This is a genomic window from Streptomyces coeruleorubidus, assembly GCF_008705135.1.
In the GTDB taxonomy this organism is placed as follows: domain Bacteria; phylum Actinomycetota; class Actinomycetes; order Streptomycetales; family Streptomycetaceae; genus Streptomyces; species Streptomyces coeruleofuscus.
This window is the reverse complement of sequence record NZ_CP023694.1, coordinates 3061241-3084049: the sequence shown is the minus strand read 5'-3', so window position 1 is coordinate 3084049 and position 22809 is coordinate 3061241. Positions and strand designations below refer to the sequence as shown.

Here is a 22809-nt window from a genome sequence, read left to right as displayed (position 1 = left end):
AGCTGGTGGTTCTTAAGGGCGCCGGGCCGGTCCGCGGTGGGTCAGGCCACCGGGGTCCGGGCGTGGGCCGCGGCGACTGCGTGCGGGTCGGTGAAGACGCGCGGGTCGTCCCACAGCAGCTGGATGCCGTGGGCCCAGTGCTCCTCCTCGGCGTCGGCCTCCTCGCGCAGGGCCAGGATCTGCCGGGGCAGTTCGGCGGGCGGTACGGCCGTGAGGCAGACGTCGAGCGCGTCGAGGAAGGCCTTGCCGGTGCAGCCGTCCGCTCCGGAGCAGTCCTCCTGCCCCGAGCCGCAGCCGTCGCGCGACCACACGATCACCGGGGCCGGCGCCGTGAGCGAGGTGTCGAAGTGCGGCCGGGTGCGGGAGGCGGCCGGGGCGGTGCCGAACCCGGCGAGGCAGGCGTCGGGTCGTCGCAGCCGCATCCGCAGCCGCCCGGGCTCCTCCGGCCCGCCGCACTCCACACGGTGCATCCGCGCGCCCGGCAAGGAGTCCAGGCGCTTCCAGGCCCGGGTCAGGACATGCCGGGTGCTGGCCTTGCGCCGGGCGTGGTCGGTGACGACCAGCGGGTAGACGCAGCCGAGCGGGGTGTCGTCGTCGGGGGCGCTCTCCCAGCGGTCGACGGGCCAGTCCAGCCAGTCCCGGGGCAGCGCGAAGGCGACCAACTCGTCGGCGCCGGGCGTCAGATACCGGAAGGCCGCCTCGATACGGTCCCGCACGTACGCGGGCAGCCGGTGCTGCTCGACCGTGCCGGAGTCCACCGGGTGCCGCCGCCCCTCGCTGTACGCGGACACCTCGACGCGGACCAGGCCGTCGCCCGCGCCGCTGTGCCCGAGTTCGACGAGGATGGGCGACCAGTCGGGTCTCGACGGCTCCACGGCCGGGGTGTGCAGCAGGGCCTGAAGCCGGTCGGCGAACCGTGACACCGTCCGTGCCGCGCCCGGGCCGTCCAGTTCGCACAGCACGAACAGGGCCGCCGACCACAGCGAGTCGAACCCCTCCTCGGGCGCCGGCGGATCGAACGGGTCGGCCGCCGCGGTGTAGAGCCGGACCGGGTCGCAGTCCACCCCGGCGCGTTCCGCCTTCTCGACGAGGGCACGCAGCCGGGCCCGGTCGGCGGTGGTGTGGTCCGAGGTGGGGACCAGGCTCTGGAGCGCGGGCCAGTAGCGGGCCATCACCTGGGTGGGCATCATCCGGCCGTTGCGCACGTCCCGGGTGCCTGCCGCCGCCGTGACCATGCCGACCACCTCCCCGGTGTCGGCGAGGGTGACGGCGGCCCCGCTGAAGCCGGGGGCCAGGGGCTGGCCGCCCGGGTGCCAGGCCTCCAGCTGGATCCACTCCCGTTTGATCAACTGGGGTGCGGTGACGCGGTATTCGGCGAGGGTGCCCTCGTCGAAGCCGGCCGGGAAGCCGTAGACGACGAGCTTGCGCGGCGCCCGGCCGTGCGCGGCGTCGACCGGGGCCAGCGCGGCCGGGGCGATGGCCATCTCCCGTTCGAGTTCCAGCACGGCGAGGTCGCCGAGGTCGGTGCTGGAGCCGGTCCAGCCGCCGTGGGCGACCACCCGGGCGGGCACGGGCGCGGACCCGGGCCGCTCCGTGAAGGTCACCGTCAGGCCCTCGCCGTCCCCGACGACGTGGGCGCACGTCAGCACCGTGCCCGGCGCGACCAGGAAACCCGCTCCGGCCACCCGGCCCCGTAACTCGATCCGGGCGTGCCACTCGGCGCTGTTCATGAGACGGGGCTTGCCTCCGGGCCGGCCGGAGACCAGGTCAGTCTGACCACCAGGTGGCCCTCGGCGGTGCCCTTGGCGATGAACGCGCCCGTCTCGGCGGACAGTTTGACCCCGAACTCTATCTCCACGCCGTCCGGCTTCAGGGACCCGTCGCGGAACACCCGCAGCGCGGATTCGGCGGCGGCCCGGACCCCGTCCAGGGCGCCCTCGAACGTGCGGGTCGCCTGGACCGTACCGTCGCCCCTGGAGACCAGGCGGGAGCCGGACCGCTCCTCCGCCGCCTCGACCGTGACCACCGCACCGTCACCGGTTCTGAACTCGACCAACCCGTCCACGGCACCCCCGTCGTCCTTGCGTTGGGCATTCCCATTGTGACGGACGGTACTTGATGATGTGAGGGGCAGCCACCGGGAACTCACGGTCCGACGGTCCCCCGGATCACCCCCAGCTCCACCAGATCCTGCGGCCGGATGCGCAACTGGTCCGCCGTCGCCTCCACCTCGCGCGGCGGCCGCTTGAGGATGGCCGCCGCGAGCTCCGGCGCGATCACCGAGAAGTAACTGTCCGGGGTGGCCCAGGTGTTGCCGGGCGCGGCCAGCGCCAGCGCGCCCCCTGAGCCGCCCTCGCCGATCACCAGCGTCGTCACCGGGGTGCGGGCACCCGCCACCGCGACGAACAGGTCGGCGATCGCGGCGCCCGCGCCCTGCCGCTCCGCCTCCGCGTCGTTAGCGGCGCCCGGGGTGTCCACGAGGGTCAGCACCGGGATGCCCAGCCGGTCCGCGAGGCGGATCAGACGGGCGGCGGTGCGGTAGCCGGCGGGGCGGGTCGCGGTCCCGGTCTGCGCGGCGTACGCGACCGTACGGCCCTGGTGCGTGCCGAAGCCGCACAGCATGCCGTCCGGGTCCGTGCCGCCGCAGCGGTCGCCGCTGATCGCGGCCCGGTCGGAGAAGTAGGCGTCCAAGTAGGCGGCGGCGCGCGGGCGCCGGGGCGAGCGGGCGCGCCGGACGGCGTCCCAGCCGGTGGTGGGCAGGCCCGCGTCGTCACCGAGCGGCTCGGGCGGCGGGGCCGGTGTGCCGGACGGGCACGTCAGCAGCCGCAGCCACCGGCCCAGCGTCTCCCGCAGTTCCTCCGGCCGTACGACCGCGTCCGCCGCCCCCGCCGCGACCTGCGCCTCGGCCGTGTACGCCGCCGGGTCCGCGTCCGCCGGGCGCACCCGGGAGCCGGCGAAACCGACCTGGGCCCCGGGCAGCGCGAGGACCACGTCGGCGCCCGCGCCCAGGGTGGCCCAGCCGCCCCCCGTGGTCGGGTCGCGCAGCACGGCGATCTGCGCGAGCCCCGCCTCCCTGGTGAGTGCCGACTGACGGGCCACCCGCTGGAGTTGGGTGAGGGCGAGCATGCCCTCCTGCATCCGGCTGCCGCCGGTGGCGACCAGCGGCACGACCGGGAGACGGTGCTCACGGGCGTAGGTGTACGCCGCCTCCAGCCGGTCGCCGGTGCGCTCGCCCAGGGAGCCGCCGAGGAAGCCGAACTCGAACGCGATCAGCACGGCCCGGGTGCCGCCGACGCGGGCGGTGCCGCAGACCACGGACTCCTGCTCGCCGGTGCGTTCGGCGGCACGGGCGCGGGAGGCGTCGTAGCCGGGCCAGGCGAGCGGGCCGTCCGGCCTGGGCTCCCTTGTGGCGAAGGGCAGTTCGGTGAAGGTGGCATCGTCGGCGAGGGCGTCGACGACCGCGCGGGCCGAGAGGCGCTCAGTCGCGGAGGCGCGTTCAGTGGCGGGGAGGCGCTCAGTCATGGGGAGGCGCTCAGTCATGGGGCAGCGCCCGCTTCATGATCTTCCCCATGTCGTTGCGGGGCAGGGCCTCGAGGTGGTGGACGACCCGCGGGCGCTTGTGCGGGGCGAGGCGCCTGGCCACGTGATCCGCCAACTCGTCGAGCGACGGCGGGGACCGGTGCTCCGCCGGCACGATCCACGCCACGATCCGCTCGCCCAGGTCGGCGTCCGGCTCCCCGTTGACGGCGGCCTCCCGCACCCCGGGGTGTTCCAGGAGCGCGTTCTCGATCTCACCCGCCCCGATCTTGTAACCGCCGCTCTTGATCAGGTCGGTGGCCTTGCGGCCGACGATCCGGACATAGCCGTCGGGATCGCGCACCGCCATGTCGCCGGTGCGGAACCAGCCGTCGGTGGTGAAGGCGGCGGCGGTGGCGTCGGGCCGGTTCAGATACTCGGTGAACAGGTTCGGGCCGCGCACCTGGATCTCGCCTACGGTCTCACCGTCCGACGCGGTGACCTCCGAGCCGTCCTCCTCGACCAGCCGCAGCTCCACGCCCGGCAGCGGCACGCCGACCGTGCCCGGGCGGGCCTCACCGTCGGCACGGACGCTGGTGTTCATCAGCGTCTCCGTCATGCCGTACCGCTCGATCACCCGCCGCCCGGTCGCGGTCGCGATCCGCCCGTGGTCGTGCACGGGCAGCGCGGCGGAACCGGACACCAGCAGCCGCGCCCCGGTCAGCGCCTTCACCAGTTCCGGGTCGCCGGTCACCGACTCCGCGATCCGGTGGTACATCGTCGGCACGCCGAACAGCATGGTCGCCCCGGCGTTCAGCTCCCGGGCGACGCCCTGCGTGCTGAAGCGGCCCAGGTGCCGCAGCGAGCCGCCGCGCCGCAGCGGGCCGAGGGTGCCCAGGACCAGGCCGTGCACATGGAACAGCGGCAGTCCGTGGACGAGTACGTCGTCGCCGGTCCACTGCCACGCGTCGGCCAGCGCGTCCAGGGTCGAGGCGATCGCCCGGCGCGGGATGACGGCGCCCTTGGGCGGGCCGGTGGTGCCGGAGGTGTAGACGATCAGCGCCGGGTCGGACTCGTCGGCGTGCTCCTCGGGCACCGGCCCGGTGCCGTGCACGTCGACGTCGAGGCGGGGCAGGTCCCGTACGGGGGCGGGGAGTTGGTCGTCCGGTGCCGTGAGCACCAGGTCGGGCGCGCTGTCCGACAGGATGTGCCCGAGCTCCTTCTCGCCCGACTTCGGGTTGAGCGGCACGGCGGGCACGCCGGCCAGCAGGGCGGCGACGACGGCGACGGCGGTCTCCATGGTGGGGGTCGCCCATACGGCGACCCGCGTGGCCTCGCCGATGCGGCCCGTGAGTGCGCCGGCCGCGGCGGCGAGCTGCGCGTAGGTCAGGGAGCGCTCGCCGAAGCGGAGGGCGGGGCGGTCGGCCGAGCCGTCGGCCGGGGTTTCGGTCAGGGCCGGGAAGAGAGGGGTCACGCGTCACATCTCCTTAGCTGTTTTCTGTCGGACCGGTCAGCGGCCGGCTATCCCCAGCCGGGGACGACCATGACCAGCCACGCCGCCGCCGGTACGACCGCCACCACGATCCCTCCGTACACCATCAGCTGCCGGAAGAAACGCTCGCGGTCTACGTCCGGGGCGGCGGCCAGGACCAGTGCGCCGTTCGTGGAGAACGGGCTCACGTCCACGACCGTCGCCGACACGGCCAGTGCGGCCACCATGCCGATCGCGCCGATCTCGCCTCGTTCCAGGAACGGCACGGCCAGGGGGATCAGGGCGCCCATGATTCCCACGGAGGAGGCGAACGCGGAGACGAGTGCGCCGATGTAGCAGAGCAGGACGGCTGCCAGCAGGGGGACGCCGATGTTTCCTACGCCCTCGCCGGCCCAGGTGATGGTGCCCATCTCGTCGAGGACGCCTACGTAGGTGAGGACGCCACAGATGAGGAGGACTGTCGGCCAGGCGATCTCGCCCACGGCCTTGCGGCTGTCATCCGGCCACAGCGTGCTGAGGATGACGGCGAGGGTGATGGCGGTGAGGCCGGCGTCGAGGTCGAAGACGAGGACGGCGACCACCAGGGCCAGGAGGGAGGTGAGGGTGGCTATGCGGGAGGGGGTGAGGTTCGTTGTTTCCGTGCTCGGCGTGGGTCCTGGGGTCGGATCGGTCCGCAGCCCGGCGTCGCGGGGTGCCGCTTTCTGTGGGACGGGTGCCGCCCCAGCGGCACGACTGCCCGCAGCTATGTCCCCCCGCAGTTTCAGGCCGCCGCACACCACGAACACCACCCCCGCGATCACCAGGTTCGCGGCGAGGGACGACAGGAACAGGACCACCTCGTTGCCGGGGAGGTTCTCGCGTTCGACGATGCCGTTGACGATCGAGCCGTAGATGCTGATCGGGGAGAAGCCGCCGGCCTGGGCGCCATGGACCACCATCGCGCCCATCAGCAGCGGGCTGATCCCGTACCGGGCGGCGAAACTCAGCGCGATCGGCGCGACGATCGCCACCGCGGCCGGGCTGACCGCGCCGATCGCCGTGAGGGCGCCGGTCAGCGCGAACATCACCCAGGGGATGAGCGCCACCCGGCCCCGCACGAGCCGGACGGCGGCGTGCACCAGCCAGTCGGTGGTGCCGTTGGCGCGGGCGATGGCGAAGAGGTACGTGACGCCGACCAGGACGACGAACAGGTCGCCGGGGAAGCCGGCGAAGATGCCGTCCGCGTCGAGATCGGCGACGAGCCCGCCGACCCCGAAGGCGGCGGCGAAGGCGAGCGCGCCCATGTTGACGGAACGGGTGGTGGCGATGACGAACACCACGACGAGGACGAGGATCGAGATGAGTTCGGGGGACATACGGGCTCCCGTCTTTGGGCCCCGGAGCGGCTGGGAGCACCCAGGAGAGTGGCCGAGTGGCTGAACCACTTGAGGTGCGTTGGCTGAACAGCGTGGGTCCGGCCCGGGCGCCCGTCAAGGGGTTGCGCGAGAATTGGTTCAGCCACTCCGCCACTGAGAGGTGCCGGTGTTACGCTCCCGGCGAGAGGGGGACCCCGTGACCGACGCCCTGCGCCCCATGACGAAACAGCGCCTCTACGAACAGGTGCTGGAGCGGCTGCGTCAGTACGTCGCCGAGGGCGGCCTGCGCGCCGGCGACCGGCTGCCGCCCGAGCGGGATCTGGCCCAGCGGCTCGGGGTGAGCCGCGCCTCGGTGAAGCAGGCGATCGTGGTGCTGGAGGTCCAGGGCCTGGTGGAGGCCCGGCACGGGGGCGGCACGTACCTCGTGCGCGACAGCCTCGACACCGAGCCGGTCGAGCGGATGGTGGAACGCCGCCGGCGCCTGCCCGACGTACTGGAGGCCCGGGAGGCGCTGGAGACGAAGCTCGCCGAACTGGCCGCGGAGCGGCGCTCGGAGGAGGACCTGGACGCGATGCGCTCGGCGCTCGCGCACATGGCGGAGGAGATCGAGGCGGGCGGTCACGGCGTCGAGGGCGACCGGCTGTTCCACGCGGCCGTGACGGCGGCGGCCCACAGCGCTCTGCTCGCGGAGTTCATGCGCTCCATCACCGAACAGATCGCCGAGAGCCGCACCGAGTCACTCCGCCAGCCAGGCCGCCCGTCCCGCTCCCTCTCCCAGCACCAGGCCATCCTCGACGCGATCGCCGCACAGCAGCCCCGCCAGGCGGCCACGGCCATGCGACGCCACGTCCGCACGGTGGCGAAGGTGCGGTTGCTGGACTGGGAGCCGGAGGAGTCCTAGGAGGAGTTCTCACCCTTGTCGTCCGCGCGCTCTCCCCTCCGCACCACGTCCGCCACCACACAGCTGACGTTGTCCGGGCCGCCGGCCTCGTTCGCCGCCGTGACCAGGGCCCGGACCGTCTCGTCGGGGGCGGTGGGCGGGGTGAGGAGTTCCCGGATCCGGTCCTCGGGGACCACGCTCGACAGGCCGTCGGAGCACAGCAGGTAGCGGTCGCCCGGGCGGGCGTCGTGCAGGCGGAGGTCCGGGATCGTGGGCGTGCCGTCGCCCGTCAGGGCCTTGAGCAGGAAGGCCCGCTGGGGGTGGGAGACGGCCTCCTCGGGCGTCAGACGCCCCTCGTCGATCATCGACTGGACGACCGTGTGGTCGTGGGTGATGAGGAACAGTTCGCCGTCGCGCAGCAGATAGGCGCGGGAGTCGCCGATGTGCACCAGGGCCAGCCGCGAGCCGGTCCACAGCAGGGCGGTCAGGGTCGTGCCGATGTCGTCGGCGCCGTCGGCCACGTCCCGGACGGCCTGGACCGCGCCCCGCACGGCGTCCTCCAGGAGGTTCAGGACCCCGCCGGCCGGGATCTCGTCCGTGTCCAGGAAGCGCAGTGCCTCCACGGCGGCGCTGCTCGCGGGCGCGCCCGCCGGTCCGAAGCCGTCGGCGACGGCGAGCAGCCGGGTGCCCGCGTACGCGGTGTCCTGGTTGGCGGGGCGGACGCGACCGGTGTCCGAATGGGCGGAGTAACGCAGTTCCAGCATGGCGGTGTCCTTTCGGGACTCCGGTGAGTCCTCTGTCAGGTGAGCGACCAGGAACGCGGCGAGGTCCCGCCGTACCGCCGTCTCCGCCTCGACACGCGCCCAGTAGGCGCGGATCTCGCGGGCGGCGGCCGTGGAGTCGCGGTCGTGGAGCCGGCACACCTGGCGGATCTCCGCCAGCGGCATGCCCAGCCGCCGCAGCCACGCCACCAGCCGGGCCTGCTCCAGCTGCCCGACCGCGTAGTACCGGTATCCGGTGTCCGGGTCCACCCGGGCGGGCCGCAGCAGGTCCAGCTCGTCGTACAGGCGCAGTGCCTTCGGCGAGAGCCGGCATGCCTTCGCGAACGCGCCGATCGTCAGCATGTCCCGGTGCACCTCGCCACCTCCTCCGGTTCCGCCACCGATGCTGGGGCTTCACCGAAGGTGAAGGTCAAGCGGGCTGTTCTGGTTCCCGCAGCGGTTGTTAGCCTGCCGGTCGATCGTCCGATCACCGGAAGAGGGAGCCCTTGGTGCCCCGTATCGCACTCGTCACCTACGACTCCGGTCCTGAGCCCAGCAAGGACCAGGACCTTCCCCTGCTGGTACGGGCGCTGCGGGACGCCGGTGCCGAGGCCGTCGCTGTGCCCTGGGACGCCCCCGGCGCCGACTGGGGCGGCTTCGACCTCGCCGTGATCCGGTCGACCTGGGACTACAGCTGGCGGACGGAGGAGTTCGCGGCGTGGGTGGAGCGGTGCGGAACGCTGACGCGGCTCGCCAACCCGCCCGCGGTCGTGCGGTGGAACACGGACAAGCGGTACCTCGGGGACCTGGCGGCTGCCGGCGTGCCCGTCGTCCCCACCCGGTACATAGCGCCCGGCGAGCCCGCCGACCTCCCTGACCACCAGGAATACGTCGTCAAGCCCACCTCCGGCGCCGGCGCCCGTTTCGCCGCCCGCTACACCCACGACGAGCACGAAACGGCCGTACGACAGCTCAAGCGGATGCACGCCGAGGGCTTCACGGCGATGGTGCAGCCGTACATGCGCAGCATCGACTCCGCCGGCGAGCGGGCCCTGCAGTTCTTCGGCGGACGCCTGCTGCACGCCAGCCGCAAGGGCGCGGTCCTCGCGCCCGGCACGCCGTACGACGCCGACAAGGTCGCCCACCCCGACCTCGAACCCTGGAAGCCGACCGCCGCCGAACTCGACGTCGCCGAGCGGGCGCTGGCCGCCGTGCCCGGGCAGCCGGAGCTGCTGTACGCGCGCGTGGACCTCGTCACCGGCCCGGACGGGGAGCCGTGCGTGATGGAACTGGAGCTGGTCGAGCCGAACCTGTTCCTGTGGCTGCACCCGGAGTCCGTGCCGGGGGTGGTCGAGGCGGTCCTGGCCGCCGCCGGCTGATCACCCGCGGACATACGTCCCTCGGTGAGGCTTTTGGTGTAGGGGTAGGCCATGCCCTCCCCGCGACGGTCCTGGGCACCGCTGCTCGCGGTGTGCGCCGGGTACTTCATGGTGATCCTCGACGTGACGGTCATCAACGTCGCCGTGCCGGTGATCGGGCGGGAGCTGTCGGCCTCGCTCACCGGCATCCAGTGGATCACCGACGGGTACACCCTGGTCCTCGCCGGGTTCCTGCTGACCGGCGGTGCGCTCGGGGACCGGCTGGGCAACCGCCGGGTGTTCTGCTCGGGCGTGGCGGTGTTCACCGTGTCCTCCGCCGCGTGCGCGCTCGCGCCCACCGCGCCCTTGCTGGTGGCGGCCCGGCTGGTGGAGGGGCTCGGCGCGGCGCTGATCGTGCCCGGTTCCCTGGCCCTGCTCCAGCAGGCCTATCCCGAGCGGGCCGCACGCTCCCGGGCCTTCGGGCTGTGGGGTTCCATGGCGGGCATCGCGGCCTCCGCCGGGCCGCTGCTGGGCGGGCTGCTCGTCTCCACGGTGGGCTGGCGCTGGGTGTTCCTCATCAACCTGCCCGTCGGCGTGGCCTGCCTGGTGCTGACGCTGCGGCACGTGGCCCGCTCGCCCCGGCGCGCCGGCCGGGCCCTGGACTGGCCGGCGCAGTGCGCGGTCGTGGCGGCGGTGGCGCTGCTGACCGCGGCGCTCAACGAGGCCGGGCGGCGGGGCTGGACCGATCCGGCCGTGCTCGCCGGTGCGGGCCTGGCCGTACTGGCCGCCGTGGCGTTCGTGGTGCGTGAGCGGTTCGCCCGGTCCCCGGTCCTCCCGCTCGGCCTGCTGCGTTCCCCCGCCATGAGCGGCGGGGCCGGCATCGGCCTGCTGTTCAACTTCGGCTTCTACGGCATGGTGTTCACCGCCAGTCTGGAGTTCCAGCACCAGCGCGGCTACAGCGCCCTCGGCACCGGTCTCGCCCTGTTCCCGGCGGTGGCGATGACCATGTTCGCCTCCGTCCTGTCCGGGCGGCTCACCCGCCGCACCGGCGACCGTCCCCTGGTGGTCTCCGGGATGCTGCTTGCCGCCCTGGGGCTGGCCGGCTGGGCCGCGGCCGGCGCCGACGCCGCCTACGCGCTGCTGGTGGTCCCGATGATGGCCGCGGGGTTCGGTACGTCCTTCGCCCTGACCGGCTCGACCGCGACCGTGATGGGCGCCGCTCCCGAGGCGTACTCGGGGGCGGCCTCCGCCCTGTTCAACACCACCCGCCAGATCGGCAGCGCCACCGGCGTCGCCCTCGGCGGCAGCCTGCTCGCATCCGCCGGCGACTACGGCACGGGGATCCGCACCAGCATGCTCATCGGCGCGCTCGCCTACCTGGCCGCCGCGGGCCTGGCCTGGCGCCGCGTGCCCGCGAAGGCCCGGCGGTCCGACGAGGAGACCTCGGAGCGCCCTCAGCCCTGACGGCCGGTGACGGCCACCCGCTGCACCAGCCCCCACGTGAACTCCGCGACGACCTCCCACCGCACGCCCTGCCCGTCCGGCGCGGTGAACGCCAGTCCCCAGCGGGTCGGGGCCGTGCCCTCCAGGGGACGGGCCGGGGCGAAGGCGCGGGCCGCCTCGTCGACCGTGCAGGACCAGGGGGTGAGGTCGTCGAGCGTGCGCAGCCCCGGCCCCTCGGCGCCCGGGGCGCGGACCAGCCACTCGTTCCACACCACGCCGTTCGGGGCCGTCAGGACCTCGAAGCGCAGATCGGGCCAGAGGGGCACGGGCCAGAGCCAGGCCTCGCAGTCCAGGTCGCCGATCCGGCGGGCGGCACGGGACTCGGGTTCGCCCAGCACCGAGCGGTAGCGGGAGAGGGATGCGCGGGACCGCGGGGAACGGACCATCGCCTGCCAGCGCTTGTTGGCCTCGCGCATGTCCGCGAGGGAGACCCCCAGCTCGTGACGGGCCTCCTCCACCAGATCCGGGTTGTGGTCGGCCATGCGGCGCAGCAGCACCAGCTGGAAGTCGAGCGGTGTGAAGGGGCTAGCGGGGCGCTTTCCGGAGGGCATGGGAACCATCGTCGCCCACCGGCGCGGTGCCCGGGCGGCGGCCGTCCGGGAGGAAGAGCACGGAGTTGACGTAGCGCGGGCCGCGCAGCACGTTGTACGGCAGGACGCGGCGGAGCAGGCCGTGCGAGACCACGTAGGAGGCGTCCGCCTGGTGCGCCTCCAGGGGGAACTTCGCCAGCGGCACCCACCTGTCGCCGGGCAGGACCCAGCCGTCGTAGCCGAGCAGCGACAGATACGTCACCACCGGGCTGATCGGCTGGATGCGGGACTCCAGCTCCACGAACAGGGCCGGGCGGTCGCGGGCCAGCAGGCCCGTCGCACCCCGCAGGACCGCCGACTCGTTGCCGTCCACGTCGATCTTGATGAAGCCGACGTTCCGCAGGCTTAGCTCGTCCAGCGTGACGCAGGGGACGTCCAGCGCCCGGCCGTGGATGTCGCGCCGCACCAGCGACGACACGCCCCGGTCACCGGAGTCGTCCGACGGCAGCCACAGGCGGGCGATGCCCGGGCGGTCCGAGGCCGCGGCACGGATCACCCGTACGTTCGGCGGGACGGCGGCGGCCAGCAGGCGGGCCAGATGGGGCACCGGTTCGATCGTCACGACGTGCTCGGCCAGGCCGGACAGCCGGTGCGTCCAGGGCCCGTACCAGCCGCCGACGTCCACCGCCGTACCGCAGTCCGGCGGGCACAGCTCGGCGAGCCGGGCCAGCTCCGGTTCGAACCGGGGGTAGAGCGCCCGGGCCGTCGCGGCCACCAGGCGGGTGGGCAGGAAGGGAGCGAGGCGGGCTGCCAGGCTGGTCATGGGGCCATCCTCTGGAGAAGTTCCTCGTGCTCGTCGTCCGAGACCTGCTCGCCCGAGGACGGCAGCAACTGCGGAATGCCGTCGACGATCGGATAGCGGCGGCGCAACCGCGGGTTGTACAGCGCCTCCTCCTGCCCGGTCTCCTCGGCCAGCAGATGCAGCGGGCCCTTGTCGAGCGGGCAGGCAAGGATCTTCAGCAGCGGGTCGTCGGGCTTCATGGGGAGGCCAACTCCTTGGCTGGTGCGGTGGGTTGGGGAGCAGGATCGTGCTTCGGCATGGTCAGCAGCACGGCGACCGCCAGGGCCGTGCCCGCCACCCGCAGCGCGAGCCGCAGCGGCTCGTCCGGCAGGGCCTCGCCGAACGACAGCGTGCCGAGCACCGCCGTGAACAGGGACGTCACGGTCGTGCACACCGGCACGATCAGCGAGGCCCGGCAGCGCTGGAGCGCCGCCTGCGACATCACCAGGCCGAACACACCGGTGAACAGCAGCAGATACGGATAAGGGGAGCTCAGCAGGTCCAGCACCGCACCGCCGATCCCGCTGGTCGTCAGATGGCTCGACACACCTTTGATCGCCAGCGAGCTGACGCCGTACAGCAGCCCCACGGCCACCCCGTACTCGACGCCGGTCGTCGGCCGCCGGTGCCGGTTGCGGGCCCGCCGCTCGGCGGAGCCGTACAGCCACAACCCGGCCGCCAGCGACGGCACGCACACCAGCAGGATCAACTGGTACGGCGCGTCCTGGCTGACGGTGTCCGAGCCCTCGCGCAGCGACAGCACCACCATCAGCAGCGCGAGCAGGATCGCACCCAGCGCGTACCGCTCCCGGCCGCTCGTCTCCTCCCCGAGCAGCCGGGCCGACAGCAGCACGAGCAGCACCAGGCCGGAGACGAAGATGCCCTGCGCGGCGGCGATCGGGAGAGTGCGGTAGACGACGAGCTGCGCGGCGAAACCGGCGGCCAGGGCGAGGGAGCCGCCGACCCACAGGGGGCTGCCGAGGACGAGGCGCAACAGCCGGGCCGGCTGCCGGATGCTCACCTCGGGGAGCGAGGTGAGCGCCCGCTTCTCCAGCACGAAGCCCAGGCTGTACAGGGTGTTCGCCAGCAGGGCCGCGGCCACTCCCCACCACATGGGCTACGTCCTCCTGGCGTGCAGCAGCAGGATCGACGCGAGCTGCGGCCGGGCACAGGCCAGCCGGTCCAGCGGCCGCAGCGGGCGCGGTACGCCGTGGAAGGGAGCGCCTTCGAGCGTCACGACCGTGAACCCGGACGCGGCGACGAACTCCCGCAGCGCCCGGGCGGTGTAGAGGCGCAGGTGTCCTACGACCTCCCGGCCCGGGCGGCCGTGGATGCCGCGCAGGCTGACCTCCGAGAAGACCGGCTGGACGCCGGCGAGCAGCAACGCGCGGTTGTACCACGCGGCCAGGTTCGGCGTGGACAGCATCAGGTGCCCGCCGGGCCGCAGGATCCTGCGGATCTCGTCGAGCGCCGCGTCCGGGTCGACGAGGTGCTCGATCACCTCGCTGAACAGCACGGCGTCGGCCGACTCCGGCGCGAACGGCAGTCCGCCGCCGGTGAGTTCACCACGGACCGCGTACGGGATGCGGGTGCGGGCACGCCTCAGGGCGTCCTGCGACCAGTCGACGCCGATGACGCGGTGGCCGGGCAGGAGCGGGGCGGCGGTGGCGGCGGCGGTGCCGTCACCGCAGCCGATGTCGAGGACTGTCCGTGCGTGACCGGTCGTGGCCGGTCCGAGGGCCGCGGCCAGCATGCGGGCCTGGCGGATGCTGCGCGGGGTGCCGGAGGCGACGGGGACGGCCGGGTTCTCGTAGAAGTCACGCAACTCGGGGGGCCGGGCGGGGGCGCTCGTCACGGGGTCACCTCCGTGGTGTGCAGATAGTGCTCGAACAGGTCGCGGAGGTGGGCGCCGTCGCCGTGGCTGAGCAGGGCACGGGACCAGCGCAGGGCCAGGTGGAGACGGCCGGCGGTGGAGGCGGTGGTCACGGTGAGGCCGCGCGGCATCCGGGCCGGCGCCGAGAACCAGACCGCGTGCGCGCGGCCCGCCTCCTCCCCGAAGTCCAGGGGGTACGGGATACGGCCGATGTTGCTGAGCAGGGTGGTCGACGTCCAGGGCGCGGCGGCCCGGCGCAGGGTGCGGGTGAGGGCGGCGCGGGCGGCGACCGGGGCCCAGGGGGCGGTGAGGAGGGCGGCGCCGTGGCCCAGTTGGGGGCGGGGGAGGGCCTTCAGCGCCCGGGTCCGCTCCGCGGTGCGCCGGAGGAGGGCGGACATGTCCGGGTGGTCCAGCTCGGCCGGAGCGAAGGGGACTTCCACCAGGCGGGTGCCGTTGCCGATGGGCATCGTGGTGTCGCGGGGGCGGTCGTCCACGGGCATGGTGATGCGCAGGGGGCGGGGCCGGGCACCGTGCTCCCTGTTCCAGTGGGCGATGGTCAGGGCCGTGGTGACCATGAGCTGGTCGTTGACGGTGTAGGGGGAGCCCTTGGGGCGGTGGGGGAGGGGGAGTTCCGTCACCAGCATGCCGTTGCCGGGGGAGGGGTCCGGAGTGCCGGGCGCCACCCGTGCGGGGGGTGACCAGGTGGTCGGGGTGTCCGGGGGATCTTGGCGGGGCTCCGCGGGCCGGACGGGGGGTGCCGCGGGGGCGTTGTCCCTGCCTCCGTAGAGTTCGGCGGCCGTGGCCAGGACGCGGAGGCAGGCCGGGCCGTCGAGGGCGGTGTGGTTGATGGTGAGGAAGAGGACCGAGTCCACCACTTCGAGCCGTATGGGCGGGGACACCGACAGCGGTGGCGCCTCCGTCAGGGCCCGGGTCCTGGCGTCCTGGAGCGCCCGCGGCCCCGGCGGGGCGAAGGTCACCACCTCCACATCGGGCTCCGGCGTCAGCTCCCACTCGTACCGCCGCCGGTACCACGGCCCCCGTGCCTCCCGCATCAGGATCCGCGGATGCCGGTGCAGGGCCTCCGTGAACGCCTTGCGCAGGCGCATCTGGTCGACGGGGCCGGGGAGGTGGACCTCGATGTGGACCGTCTCCGGTTCCTCCTCCTGGAGGCAGTGCCGGGACACCTCGTCCACCACCGGGAACGGGATGCGTACCGGTGCCGTCATGCGGGCTCGCCCTTCCCCGTGTCCGTCGTCCTGGGCAGCTGCTGCGTCGGCGCCTCGGAGGAGGGCCCCTCCCGCAGACTCACCAGTGACGCGAACAGGCCGATCAGAGCCAGCAGTTGGGCCGTACGGCCGAACGCCCCCCCGCCCGCGCCCACCGGCTCCCCGGCCCCGAACGCGGCAGCGATGCCCGCCCCCGCCAGCGCCGCGAACGCGATCGGCACCAGCAGCGCGTGCCGCCTGGCCGCGAGCAACGCCAGCGCCGGGACCAGCAGCGCGAGCCAGCCCGCGATCACCGCCCCGACCAGCGTCAGCGCCACCGTGCCGAGCCACAGGCCGGGAAGCGGCGGGGCCGGCTGCGGTGCGTCGGGGCTGGGTGCGCGGCGGCGCCAGAGCGCCAGGCCCAGCAGCACCGCGATGCCGGCGCCGCTGCCGATCAGCCCGGCGTCGTACGTGGTGGCCGGTTCGTAGGACAGCTTGACCGCGCCGCCCGCCCCGGCCGGGATCCGCCAGCCCTGCTGCCAGCCGTCCAGCCGCAACGGGGTGAGCTCCTTGCCGTTCAGGGTGGCCTTCCAGCCGTCGTTGAAGTTCTCGTACGTCGTCAGGTACGAGGCCGCGCCCGAGCCGACCGTCACCTCGCGCCGGTCGCCCAGCCAGTCCCGGACCCGCAGCTCACGCCCGGCCGCGGCGGCCTCCGGGACCGTCCCGCGGGTCAGGGTGACGTCCGTCAGCGTGAGGGGGCCGGCGTCGCCGCCCTCCAGCCGGTGGTCGCCCGAGGACAGCTGCACCTCGCCGTCGCTGCGGCCCTCCTGGCAGAGCGTCACCTCGACGGACCGCCGTTCCACCAGGTCACGCACGGTGCCCTTCGCGCCCGTCTGGTACAGCTCGCCGTCCAGCGCCACGTCGGGGCCCTTGCCGCACGGCAGGGAGAACTTCCGGGCGCCGTCCGGCTGCGGGGTGCGGTACTGGTCGAGGGAGGGGATGTACGCCTCCGTGAGGCCCACCGGGAGGCGCAGCTTCTCGTCGGCGACCGGGTTGTGCAGGGTCAGCGGGGCCGTCTCGGTGATCGTGATGTCGAGCCGGTCGGTGGTGATCGGCGGGAAGCGTACCCAGCCGTTCTCGTCGACGCCGGCGATCGTCGCACCGTCCGGGGAGCTGATGTGCACCTGGGAGGCGCGGGTGGACAGGCCGCCCGCGGGGGCCAGGACGAGTTCGCCGACCGGCTGCTTGCCCTCCCAGCTCAGGTGGATCGTCGGCCGGCCGCCCGCGACCCACGCCGTCGTCAGGTCGCCGTCGGTGAGGTTGCGTGCCGCGAGGCCCGCGCCGAGGCTCGCCGTGGAGTCGGCGGTGGCGACGATCCGGGACTGCTGCTCGGGCGCGACCTCGTACAGCAGCCGATCGAGTTCCTCGCCCGGCACCGGCACCGCGCTCGCCTTCACCTCGTACGTCCCGGCGGCCGGTGTCGTGAAGCGGCGGTGCAGGCCGGCCTCGGTGCCGGTCGCGGAGAGGCCGGTCGGGTCGGAGGCACGGTGCAGGGAGACGACCGTGGCGGCAGCGGTCGCGTCGGCCGCGTCCGCCGGGAGCCGCAGCAGCCGCGTCACCTGCACGTCCGGCAGGTCGATCTCGGAGAAGCCCGCCCCGGTGAGCCCGGCCCGGCGCTCCACCGAGTCCACGATCGTCAGCTTCATCCACCGCGTGCCGCCCTCGGGCGCCTTGACGCTCTGCGCCGTGCCGTTCGGCCGGAGCAAGCTCGTCCGCTCGCCCTTCTCCGTCTCCACCCGCACCCTCGTCGCCGCCGCCCGCACGCTGTCCTGCGGCAGCGGCGTGACCTTGAAGGAGGACGGCATGTCGTAGGAGCCGGTGAAGCCGATGCGCAGCCACTGCCCGTCCGGCGTGTCCGGCGAGCCCTCCGTCCACGCGGTGTCCGGGTTGCCGTCGAAGGCGTTCACCGGGTCGAACTGCGGCAGGTGGAAGAGCCAGTTGCCGTACGAGGAGGCCGTCACCGAGCGGGCGCCGCGCAGTTCGGCCACCGTCTGGTGCTCCGCGCCCTCGGTCGGCAGGATCTGGCGCGGCTTCTCGCCCGGGTCCTGCTGCGCGTCGGGCGCGTTGCGCTCGTCGCGCGTGTACGTGTACGACGTACCGGCGTTGACCACGCCGAACCGGGTGTCGGCGCGCCGCATGCCGTCGCCCACCACCTGCACCGCCGGGGTGCCGAGCCCCGGGTGGTTGTCGCCGGTGAGCACGGTCGCCCGCCCGCGCAGCCGGGACGCCAGCGGCAGCAGCGCCTCCGGGCCGCCGGACACCACGGCCGTGTCGGAGACCGGCATGAGTCCCGCCTGCCCGGGCCGGACCACGTCCTGGCCGGCCGGCCGGTAGATCTCCACCGCCCGCTGCCGCGCGTACAGTCCCTCGACCTGGAGCGGCGCGTCCTGCGCGATCCGGCCGCCGGTCATCACCGGCCCCAGCCCCGTCACCCGCTCGTACCCCGACTGTTCGAGGGTGCGCTTGACGGTCGCGGTCGGCACATGGCCGATCTGGTCGGGGTCGAGATCGTTGCGTACGACGACGTAGTACAGCCCGGCCCGGCTCAAGTAGTCGGCCAGACCCGGGACTTCAGCACCGGAGAGCAGGGCCTGCTCGACCGCGTCCATGGCGCGCCGGTTGCCGGGCGTGCCGAAGGGGACGTAGTCGCGCTGCGCCCACCGCGACTCGGCGAGCACGTCGAGCGGCTGGTCGATGGGCGAGCCCCAGGTGTAGACACCGTGCGCGGTCGCCGGGACGACCAGGGCGCGCGAGTCGGGCGAGTACTTCTCCAGCCAGTCGGCCGTGGCCTGCCAGTAGGTGGGGAGCTTCTGGAAGGAACCCGGGTTGAGGATCGAGCCGTTGAGGTACGGCCACAGCAGCCCCGGCAGGATCAGCACCGCCGCGACCAGCGGGGCGAAGCGCCGGCCGCGCACCGGGCGCGCCCCGCGCGGCTCGGCGGCCACACCCACCAGATGGGCCAGGCCCAGCACGAACGCCAGCGCCAGACCCGTCTGGAACTTGTAGATGTTCCGGAACGGCGACAGCCAGCCGTCCAGCCAGCCCTGCACGACCCCGTGGAACGGCGCCCCGAACGCGCCGCCGTACCCGGCGAGCAGCACCAGCGCCGCCACGAGCACCGTCAGCACGAGCCACCGTCGCTCGGGCATGTCCCGCCGGGCGAGCCCGGCGAGACCGAGCCCGGCCGCGAACGCCGAGCACACGATCACGACGACGGAGGAGGCCACGGCCCACCCCGCGGGCAGCCACGCCTCACCGAAGTGCAGGTAGGCCACCCAGTTCCCGGCGCCGCGCAGCGCCTCGGTCGCCGCCATGGTGTCCGTCGTCGTCTGCGACGTCTCTATGTAGGGCAGGAAGTTCTCGCCGTAGACGCCGAGCAGCAGCAGCGGCACCCACCACCAGGCCGTCACGACGATCACGGCCGGAGCCCACCAGGCGATCAGCTTGCGCTGCCGCGGCCCGGGCGGCCGGGACAGCAGGTACAGCCCGACCGGCAGCAGGGACGCCAGCGTCGCCGAGGCGTTGACGCCGCCCATGAACGGCACGAGCAGCGCCGACCGCAGGGCCGCGACCCGGGCCGCGTACCGCCCGTTGGTCAGCGGCAGCAGCACCCACGGCAGGAACGCGCCGGGCAGCGCGGCGGCCGACGTGGAGCCGATGACGGTGGTGAAAACCGGCCACAGCGCGTACGCCACGGCACCCAGCAGCCGGGAGGCACCACTGCCCACCCGCAGCCGTTCGGCCAGCCGCAGCGCGCCCCAGAAGGCGACGGACACGATCAGCGACATCCACAGCCGCTCCGCCAGCCACACCGGCAGTTGTACGAGGTCGCACAGCCAGTAGAACGGCAGCATCGGCCACAGATAGCCGACGTACTGGTCCTGGATCCCGCCGAACCCGGCCCGGTCGTGCCACAACTGCCCCAGGTCGGCGAGGAACTGGCCCGGGTCGACCGTCACACCGAGCTTGGTGTCGAACGTCTGCCGTCCCGGCTGCACCGCCAGGAACAGCACGAACACCACGGCCCAGAAACCCAGCAGCCAGCGCCGCGACCGCGGGCCCTCGGGCGGGCCCGCCGCGGTCGCGGTGGTGGGGACGGCTGCCGGTGGAGGAGCCTGGACCGTGGTTGTCATGTAGGACACCGCCGCAGGATGAGGAGGAGGTTCCAGGTGGCGAATTCACGGATGCCGGGCGCCTTGACGACGGCCTCCGCGAGGAACGGCCAGTAGCGGGAGCGCGCCGAGACGACCGTGACGTCGTCCCGGGCGCGCACCTGCCGCAGGGTGGATCCGATGTGCACCGCGAAGAGGTTCTCGCCGAGCGTGTGCTTGGCGGGCCTGCCGGTCCGCCGCAGATAGCGGGCCCGGGCCCGCTCGGCACCGAAGTAGTGCCACGGGGCCCACTCGTGCCCGCCCCACGGCGACAGCCAGTTGGTGAACGACACGTAGATCAGCCCGCCCGGCCGTGTCACCCGGGCCAGCTCACTCAGGAACGTCTCCGGGTCGGCCACGTGCTCCAGCACGTTGGAGGAGAACGTGACGTCCGCGACGCCGTCCCGCAGGGGCAGCAGGTATCCGTCGGCGACGACGGCCGAGTCGGGGGGCTTCTCGCCGAGTTCGGCCATGTCCGGCTCGAAGAGGAACGCGTGCGCTCCGCGTCGCCGGAACTCCTCGGTGAAGTAGCCGCTGCCGCCGCCGACGTCGACGACGGTACGCCCGGCGACGGGCCCGTCGTAGGCCTCGACCTGATCGGCGGCGTCCCGGGCGAGCAGCGAGTAGCAGCTCTCGGGATCGTCCTGTTCGTGGAGGAAGGCACGGAACAGGGCGAGGGACCGGCGCAGCGAGGGGTCGCTCCCATGGGGGCGCGCGGCTGTGACATGTGCGGGTCCGCCGCGTGGGCGCTCGGGCGGTGTCACGGGGCCCAGCCCCTCACCGCCTCCGCGGCCACCGCCCGGAACTGCCGCACGGTCCGGTCCCACCGGAACTGCGCCGCCCGCTCCCGGGCCGCCTTGCCCATCAGCTCCCGCCGCGACCCGGACAGGCCGAGCGCACACCACGCGGCGGCGAACGAGGACTCACCGCGCGCGAGGACTCCGGTCTCACCATCCACCACGGAGTCCTTGAGCCCCGGCACGTCGAAGGCCACGGTGGGCGTCTCCCGCGCCGCTGCCTCCGTCACGACCAGGCCCCATCCCTCCACGGCGGAGGGATGCAGCAGCAACCAGGCCGCGCACAGCAGCCGGTGCTTCTCGGCCTCCGAGACATAGCCGGTGAACTCCACACCGGGCCCGGCGAGTTGTTCCAGTCTTCCGCGCTCGGGGCCGTCTCCGACGATGACGAGCCGCCCGCCGGTGACCGGCCGCACCCGCTCCCACAACCGCAGCAGCAGATCGATCCGCTTGTACTCGACCAGCCGGCCGACGGCGACGAACAACGGCTCGGGGGAACGCTCGGCCCGCGGCGCCGGCTCCTCGACGCCGTTGTGCACGACCCGGATACGGTCCCGCTCGACGCCGATCGCGCGCAGCGCGTGGGCCGTGGAGGAGGAGACCGCGACCAGCAGACTCCGCTGCTGCGCCCCGGTCAGGGCCCAGTGTTCGAGTCTTCGGCCGATCCGCGCGGCCGGCGCCAGCGGCCCGCCGAAGCGCATCTTCCACAGGTCGGTGTGGACGTGGTTGACCAGGCACAGCGTGGGCCCGGAGTGCCACAGCGGCGCCAGGTACGGCATGCCGTTGCACACCTCGACCAGCAGATCGCAGTCACCGACCTGGCGGGCGAAGGCCGACCGGGCGCGCAGGTAGTGCCCGTAGGGGCCGCCCGCCGACACGACCCGGTAGTCCCGGAAGGCCGCGGGGCCCCCGCACAGCAGGGTCACCTGGTGGCCGAGCCGGGTCAGGCCGTCGGCGAGCTTGTCGACCAGCAGCTCGGAGCCGCCGGCGGACGGGTTGTCCAGATCTCGATGGGCGAGGAAGACGATCCGGCGCGGATGTGGGGGAAGCGCCGGAAGGTGCTGCGGCGCGCTGGGGGACGCGGCACGCAGCTGGGAGGGCACGTGCTGGGGCATGTGTGCTCCAACTCGTCTCGGGGTGCGGAACTCAGCGTGGGGGCAGGTCTGGCTCTGGGGGTCTTGCTGTGGGGGGCCTGAGCCCTTCCTGGGAGGGGAGTGTGGACGGCTTGTGCTGGGGTGGGGTTGGACAGTTTTCGCCCGGACGTTCTCCACGGCTACTCACCGACGTGACAATTTCGGGCTTTGTTAGAGCTGACGTCACATCACATCGTGAGGGTGGGCTGGGGCGTACTGGACGTATCGGACGGAGTGGGCTGCTCCGGCTCCTTCCGCCCACGCGCCACCAGAACGCCACCCGCCACCGCGAGCAGCACACCCGCCACACCGGCTCCGATCGGCAACGTCGTGCCCACCAGGCGCAGTTGACCGCTGTCCCGCTTCGCCTGCCGCACGGCCTCCTTCTGCGTCGCGGTCGTGAACGAGACCTTCCGGCTGTCCAGCAGCACCGCCGCGTCCTTCTTCCCGCCCGGCGCCCGCAGGGTCCGCTTGGGTCCGGTCTGCGCGTAGATCACCCGGCCGGTGGCCTGGTCGACGACCAGCTCGAAGCCGTGGTTGGAGTACCACTCCTCGGCCAGCACCTGCGGCCGCTCGGGCTGGTCGACGAGGCTGCCGGGCACCATCCGCGTGCCGGTCCTCGTCGGCGGCACGGAGCCGGTGAACTTGTAGCCCGTGTAGCCCTGGACCTTCTCGGTGCCCTGGTAGCGCAGCACGACCGTGTCGCCGAGGGTGTTGTCCCACCACTGGTACGAGCGTTTCTGCACGTCGAAGGGGAACTTCAGATAAGCCTCACCCTCGATGTACGGCTTCTCGCCGCAGCAGTGCACGGGCCGGGTGGTCTTCCGGTCCATCACCCAGCGGTGCGGTGTGAAGTCGAGGGCGTCGTGCGGGTCGGCGGCCGGCAGCGACTTGTCGGTGTCGACCGTGGTCGTCACGTCCCAGACGGCCTTGCCGCTGCGTTCGCTGTCCTCGACGTTGCCCCGCACCCGCTGGGTCACCGTGATCTTCCGGTCGGGCACCGTCTCGATCCGGTCAGTGTCGAAGACGCTGCCCCGGCCGGTGTAGACGGCGGTCGTGTCGATGTCGATCGGGTTCACCGCTGCACGCGGCTGCACGTACCAGGCGAGCAGTGGCGCCAGCACCAGCAGGAACGTGCCGAGACCCAGCAGGATCAGGGAAAAGGGAGAGGTTGTACGGCGCATCCGGGCACTCCAGTGGCTTGGGACGGCTCGACGTACGAGAGGGCCGGCACGGCGGCGGAATGCGCGCGTGCGGCTGGGCCGGGAACCGTAGGCGGCTCTTGACGGGGTGTCAATGCTTGTCGAGACTGGGGCCCGACAAGCAGGGACGGGGTGCCGGGGTGGGGCAACCT

Annotated in this window: 19 protein-coding genes; 3 read left to right on the top strand and 16 right to left on the bottom strand. The window is 73.4% G+C overall.

The window, feature by feature from the left end; genetic code table 11:
- Positions 1 to 41: 41 nt before the first annotated feature.
- From CP976_RS14225 to CP976_RS14205, 5 genes are all read right to left on the bottom strand, one after another.
- Positions 42 to 1730: a VMAP-C domain-containing protein gene (locus CP976_RS14225; protein WP_150480693.1), complete on the bottom strand. Its 1689-nt coding sequence runs from the start codon at positions 1728 to 1730 to the stop codon at positions 42 to 44.
- A complete protein-coding gene (locus CP976_RS14220; RefSeq protein WP_086846968.1) occupies positions 1727 to 2065 on the bottom strand; it encodes a CU044_2847 family protein in 339 nt (112 codons plus the stop codon). The genes CP976_RS14225 and CP976_RS14220 overlap by 4 nt, the downstream gene beginning before the upstream one ends.
- An 80-nt stretch (positions 2066 to 2145) precedes the next feature.
- On the bottom strand, positions 2146 to 3522 hold the full coding sequence (locus CP976_RS14215) for a carboxyl transferase domain-containing protein (RefSeq protein ID WP_150480692.1): 1377 nt from the start codon (positions 3520 to 3522) through the stop codon (positions 2146 to 2148).
- Between the two features lie 10 nt (positions 3523 to 3532).
- Positions 3533 to 4990, bottom strand: a complete 1458-nt coding sequence (locus CP976_RS14210) for an acyl-CoA synthetase (protein WP_150480691.1) — start codon at positions 4988 to 4990, stop codon at positions 3533 to 3535.
- A gap of 47 nt (positions 4991 to 5037) precedes the next feature.
- Entirely contained in the window at positions 5038 to 6363 is a 1326-nt protein-coding gene (locus tag CP976_RS14205; protein ID WP_150480690.1) for an SLC13 family permease, read from the bottom strand.
- A 196-nt stretch (positions 6364 to 6559) separates the two neighbouring features.
- Here CP976_RS14205 and CP976_RS14200 point away from each other — a divergent pair, with 196 nt between their 5' ends.
- Positions 6560 to 7264 (top strand): FadR/GntR family transcriptional regulator, encoded by a 705-nt coding sequence (locus tag CP976_RS14200; protein ID WP_150480689.1) that lies wholly within the window; start codon positions 6560 to 6562, stop codon positions 7262 to 7264.
- Here CP976_RS14200 and CP976_RS14195 read toward each other — a convergent pair.
- Positions 7261 to 8367, bottom strand: a complete 1107-nt coding sequence (locus CP976_RS14195) for a MerR family transcriptional regulator (protein WP_150480688.1) — start codon at positions 8365 to 8367, stop codon at positions 7261 to 7263. The two genes, CP976_RS14200 and CP976_RS14195, sit on opposite strands and share 4 nt — an antisense overlap.
- 146 nt (positions 8368 to 8513) lie before the next feature.
- On the opposite strand from CP976_RS14195, the gene CP976_RS14190 reads away from it, so the two are divergent.
- Together CP976_RS14190 and CP976_RS14185 are read left to right on the top strand one after the other, a co-directional pair.
- Positions 8514 to 9383, top strand: a complete 870-nt coding sequence (locus CP976_RS14190; RefSeq protein WP_150480687.1) for an ATP-grasp domain-containing protein — start codon at positions 8514 to 8516, stop codon at positions 9381 to 9383.
- A gap of 51 nt (positions 9384 to 9434) precedes the next feature.
- On the top strand, positions 9435 to 10826 hold the full coding sequence (locus tag CP976_RS14185; protein ID WP_150480686.1) for an MFS transporter: 1392 nt from the start codon (positions 9435 to 9437) through the stop codon (positions 10824 to 10826).
- On the opposite strand, the gene CP976_RS14180 is transcribed toward CP976_RS14185, so the two are convergent.
- The 10 genes from CP976_RS14180 to pgfA all read right to left on the bottom strand — a co-directional run bounded on the left by CP976_RS14180 (position 10817) and on the right by pgfA (position 22639).
- Positions 10817 to 11425, bottom strand: a complete 609-nt coding sequence (locus CP976_RS14180; protein ID WP_150480685.1) for a hypothetical protein — start codon at positions 11423 to 11425, stop codon at positions 10817 to 10819. The two genes, CP976_RS14185 and CP976_RS14180, sit on opposite strands and share 10 nt — an antisense overlap.
- Entirely contained in the window at positions 11391 to 12218 is an 828-nt protein-coding gene (locus tag CP976_RS14175; protein ID WP_150480684.1) for an FkbM family methyltransferase, read from the bottom strand. The genes CP976_RS14180 and CP976_RS14175 overlap by 35 nt, the downstream gene beginning before the upstream one ends.
- Positions 12215 to 12436: a Trm112 family protein gene (locus CP976_RS14170; protein ID WP_086605849.1), complete on the bottom strand. Its 222-nt coding sequence runs from the start codon at positions 12434 to 12436 to the stop codon at positions 12215 to 12217. Before CP976_RS14170 ends, CP976_RS14175 begins: the two co-directional genes overlap by 4 nt.
- Positions 12433 to 13338, bottom strand: coding sequence for a hypothetical protein (locus CP976_RS14165; RefSeq protein ID WP_150485347.1), 906 nt, complete (start codon positions 13336 to 13338; stop codon positions 12433 to 12435). Before CP976_RS14165 ends, CP976_RS14170 begins: the two co-directional genes overlap by 4 nt.
- A gap of 15 nt (positions 13339 to 13353) precedes the next feature.
- Entirely contained in the window at positions 13354 to 14091 is a 738-nt protein-coding gene (locus CP976_RS14160) for a class I SAM-dependent methyltransferase (protein ID WP_150480683.1), read from the bottom strand.
- Positions 14088 to 15335, bottom strand: coding sequence for a condensation protein (locus CP976_RS14155; protein WP_150480682.1), 1248 nt, complete (start codon positions 15333 to 15335; stop codon positions 14088 to 14090). Before CP976_RS14155 ends, CP976_RS14160 begins: the two co-directional genes overlap by 4 nt.
- On the bottom strand, positions 15332 to 19507 hold the full coding sequence (locus CP976_RS14150; RefSeq protein ID WP_150480681.1) for an alpha-(1->3)-arabinofuranosyltransferase: 4176 nt from the start codon (positions 19505 to 19507) through the stop codon (positions 15332 to 15334). The genes CP976_RS14155 and CP976_RS14150 overlap by 4 nt, the downstream gene beginning before the upstream one ends.
- Positions 19504 to 20214: a class I SAM-dependent methyltransferase gene (locus CP976_RS14145; protein ID WP_150485346.1), complete on the bottom strand. Its 711-nt coding sequence runs from the start codon at positions 20212 to 20214 to the stop codon at positions 19504 to 19506. The genes CP976_RS14150 and CP976_RS14145 overlap by 4 nt, the downstream gene beginning before the upstream one ends.
- Positions 20215 to 20285: 71 nt before the next feature.
- A complete protein-coding gene (locus CP976_RS14140; protein WP_150480680.1) occupies positions 20286 to 21437 on the bottom strand; it encodes a glycosyltransferase family 4 protein in 1152 nt (383 codons plus the stop codon).
- 206 nt (positions 21438 to 21643) lie between these two features.
- Positions 21644 to 22639, bottom strand: a complete 996-nt coding sequence (gene pgfA, locus CP976_RS14135; protein ID WP_150480679.1) for a cell envelope lipid trafficking protein PgfA — start codon at positions 22637 to 22639, stop codon at positions 21644 to 21646.
- Positions 22640 to 22809: the final 170 nt, after the last annotated feature.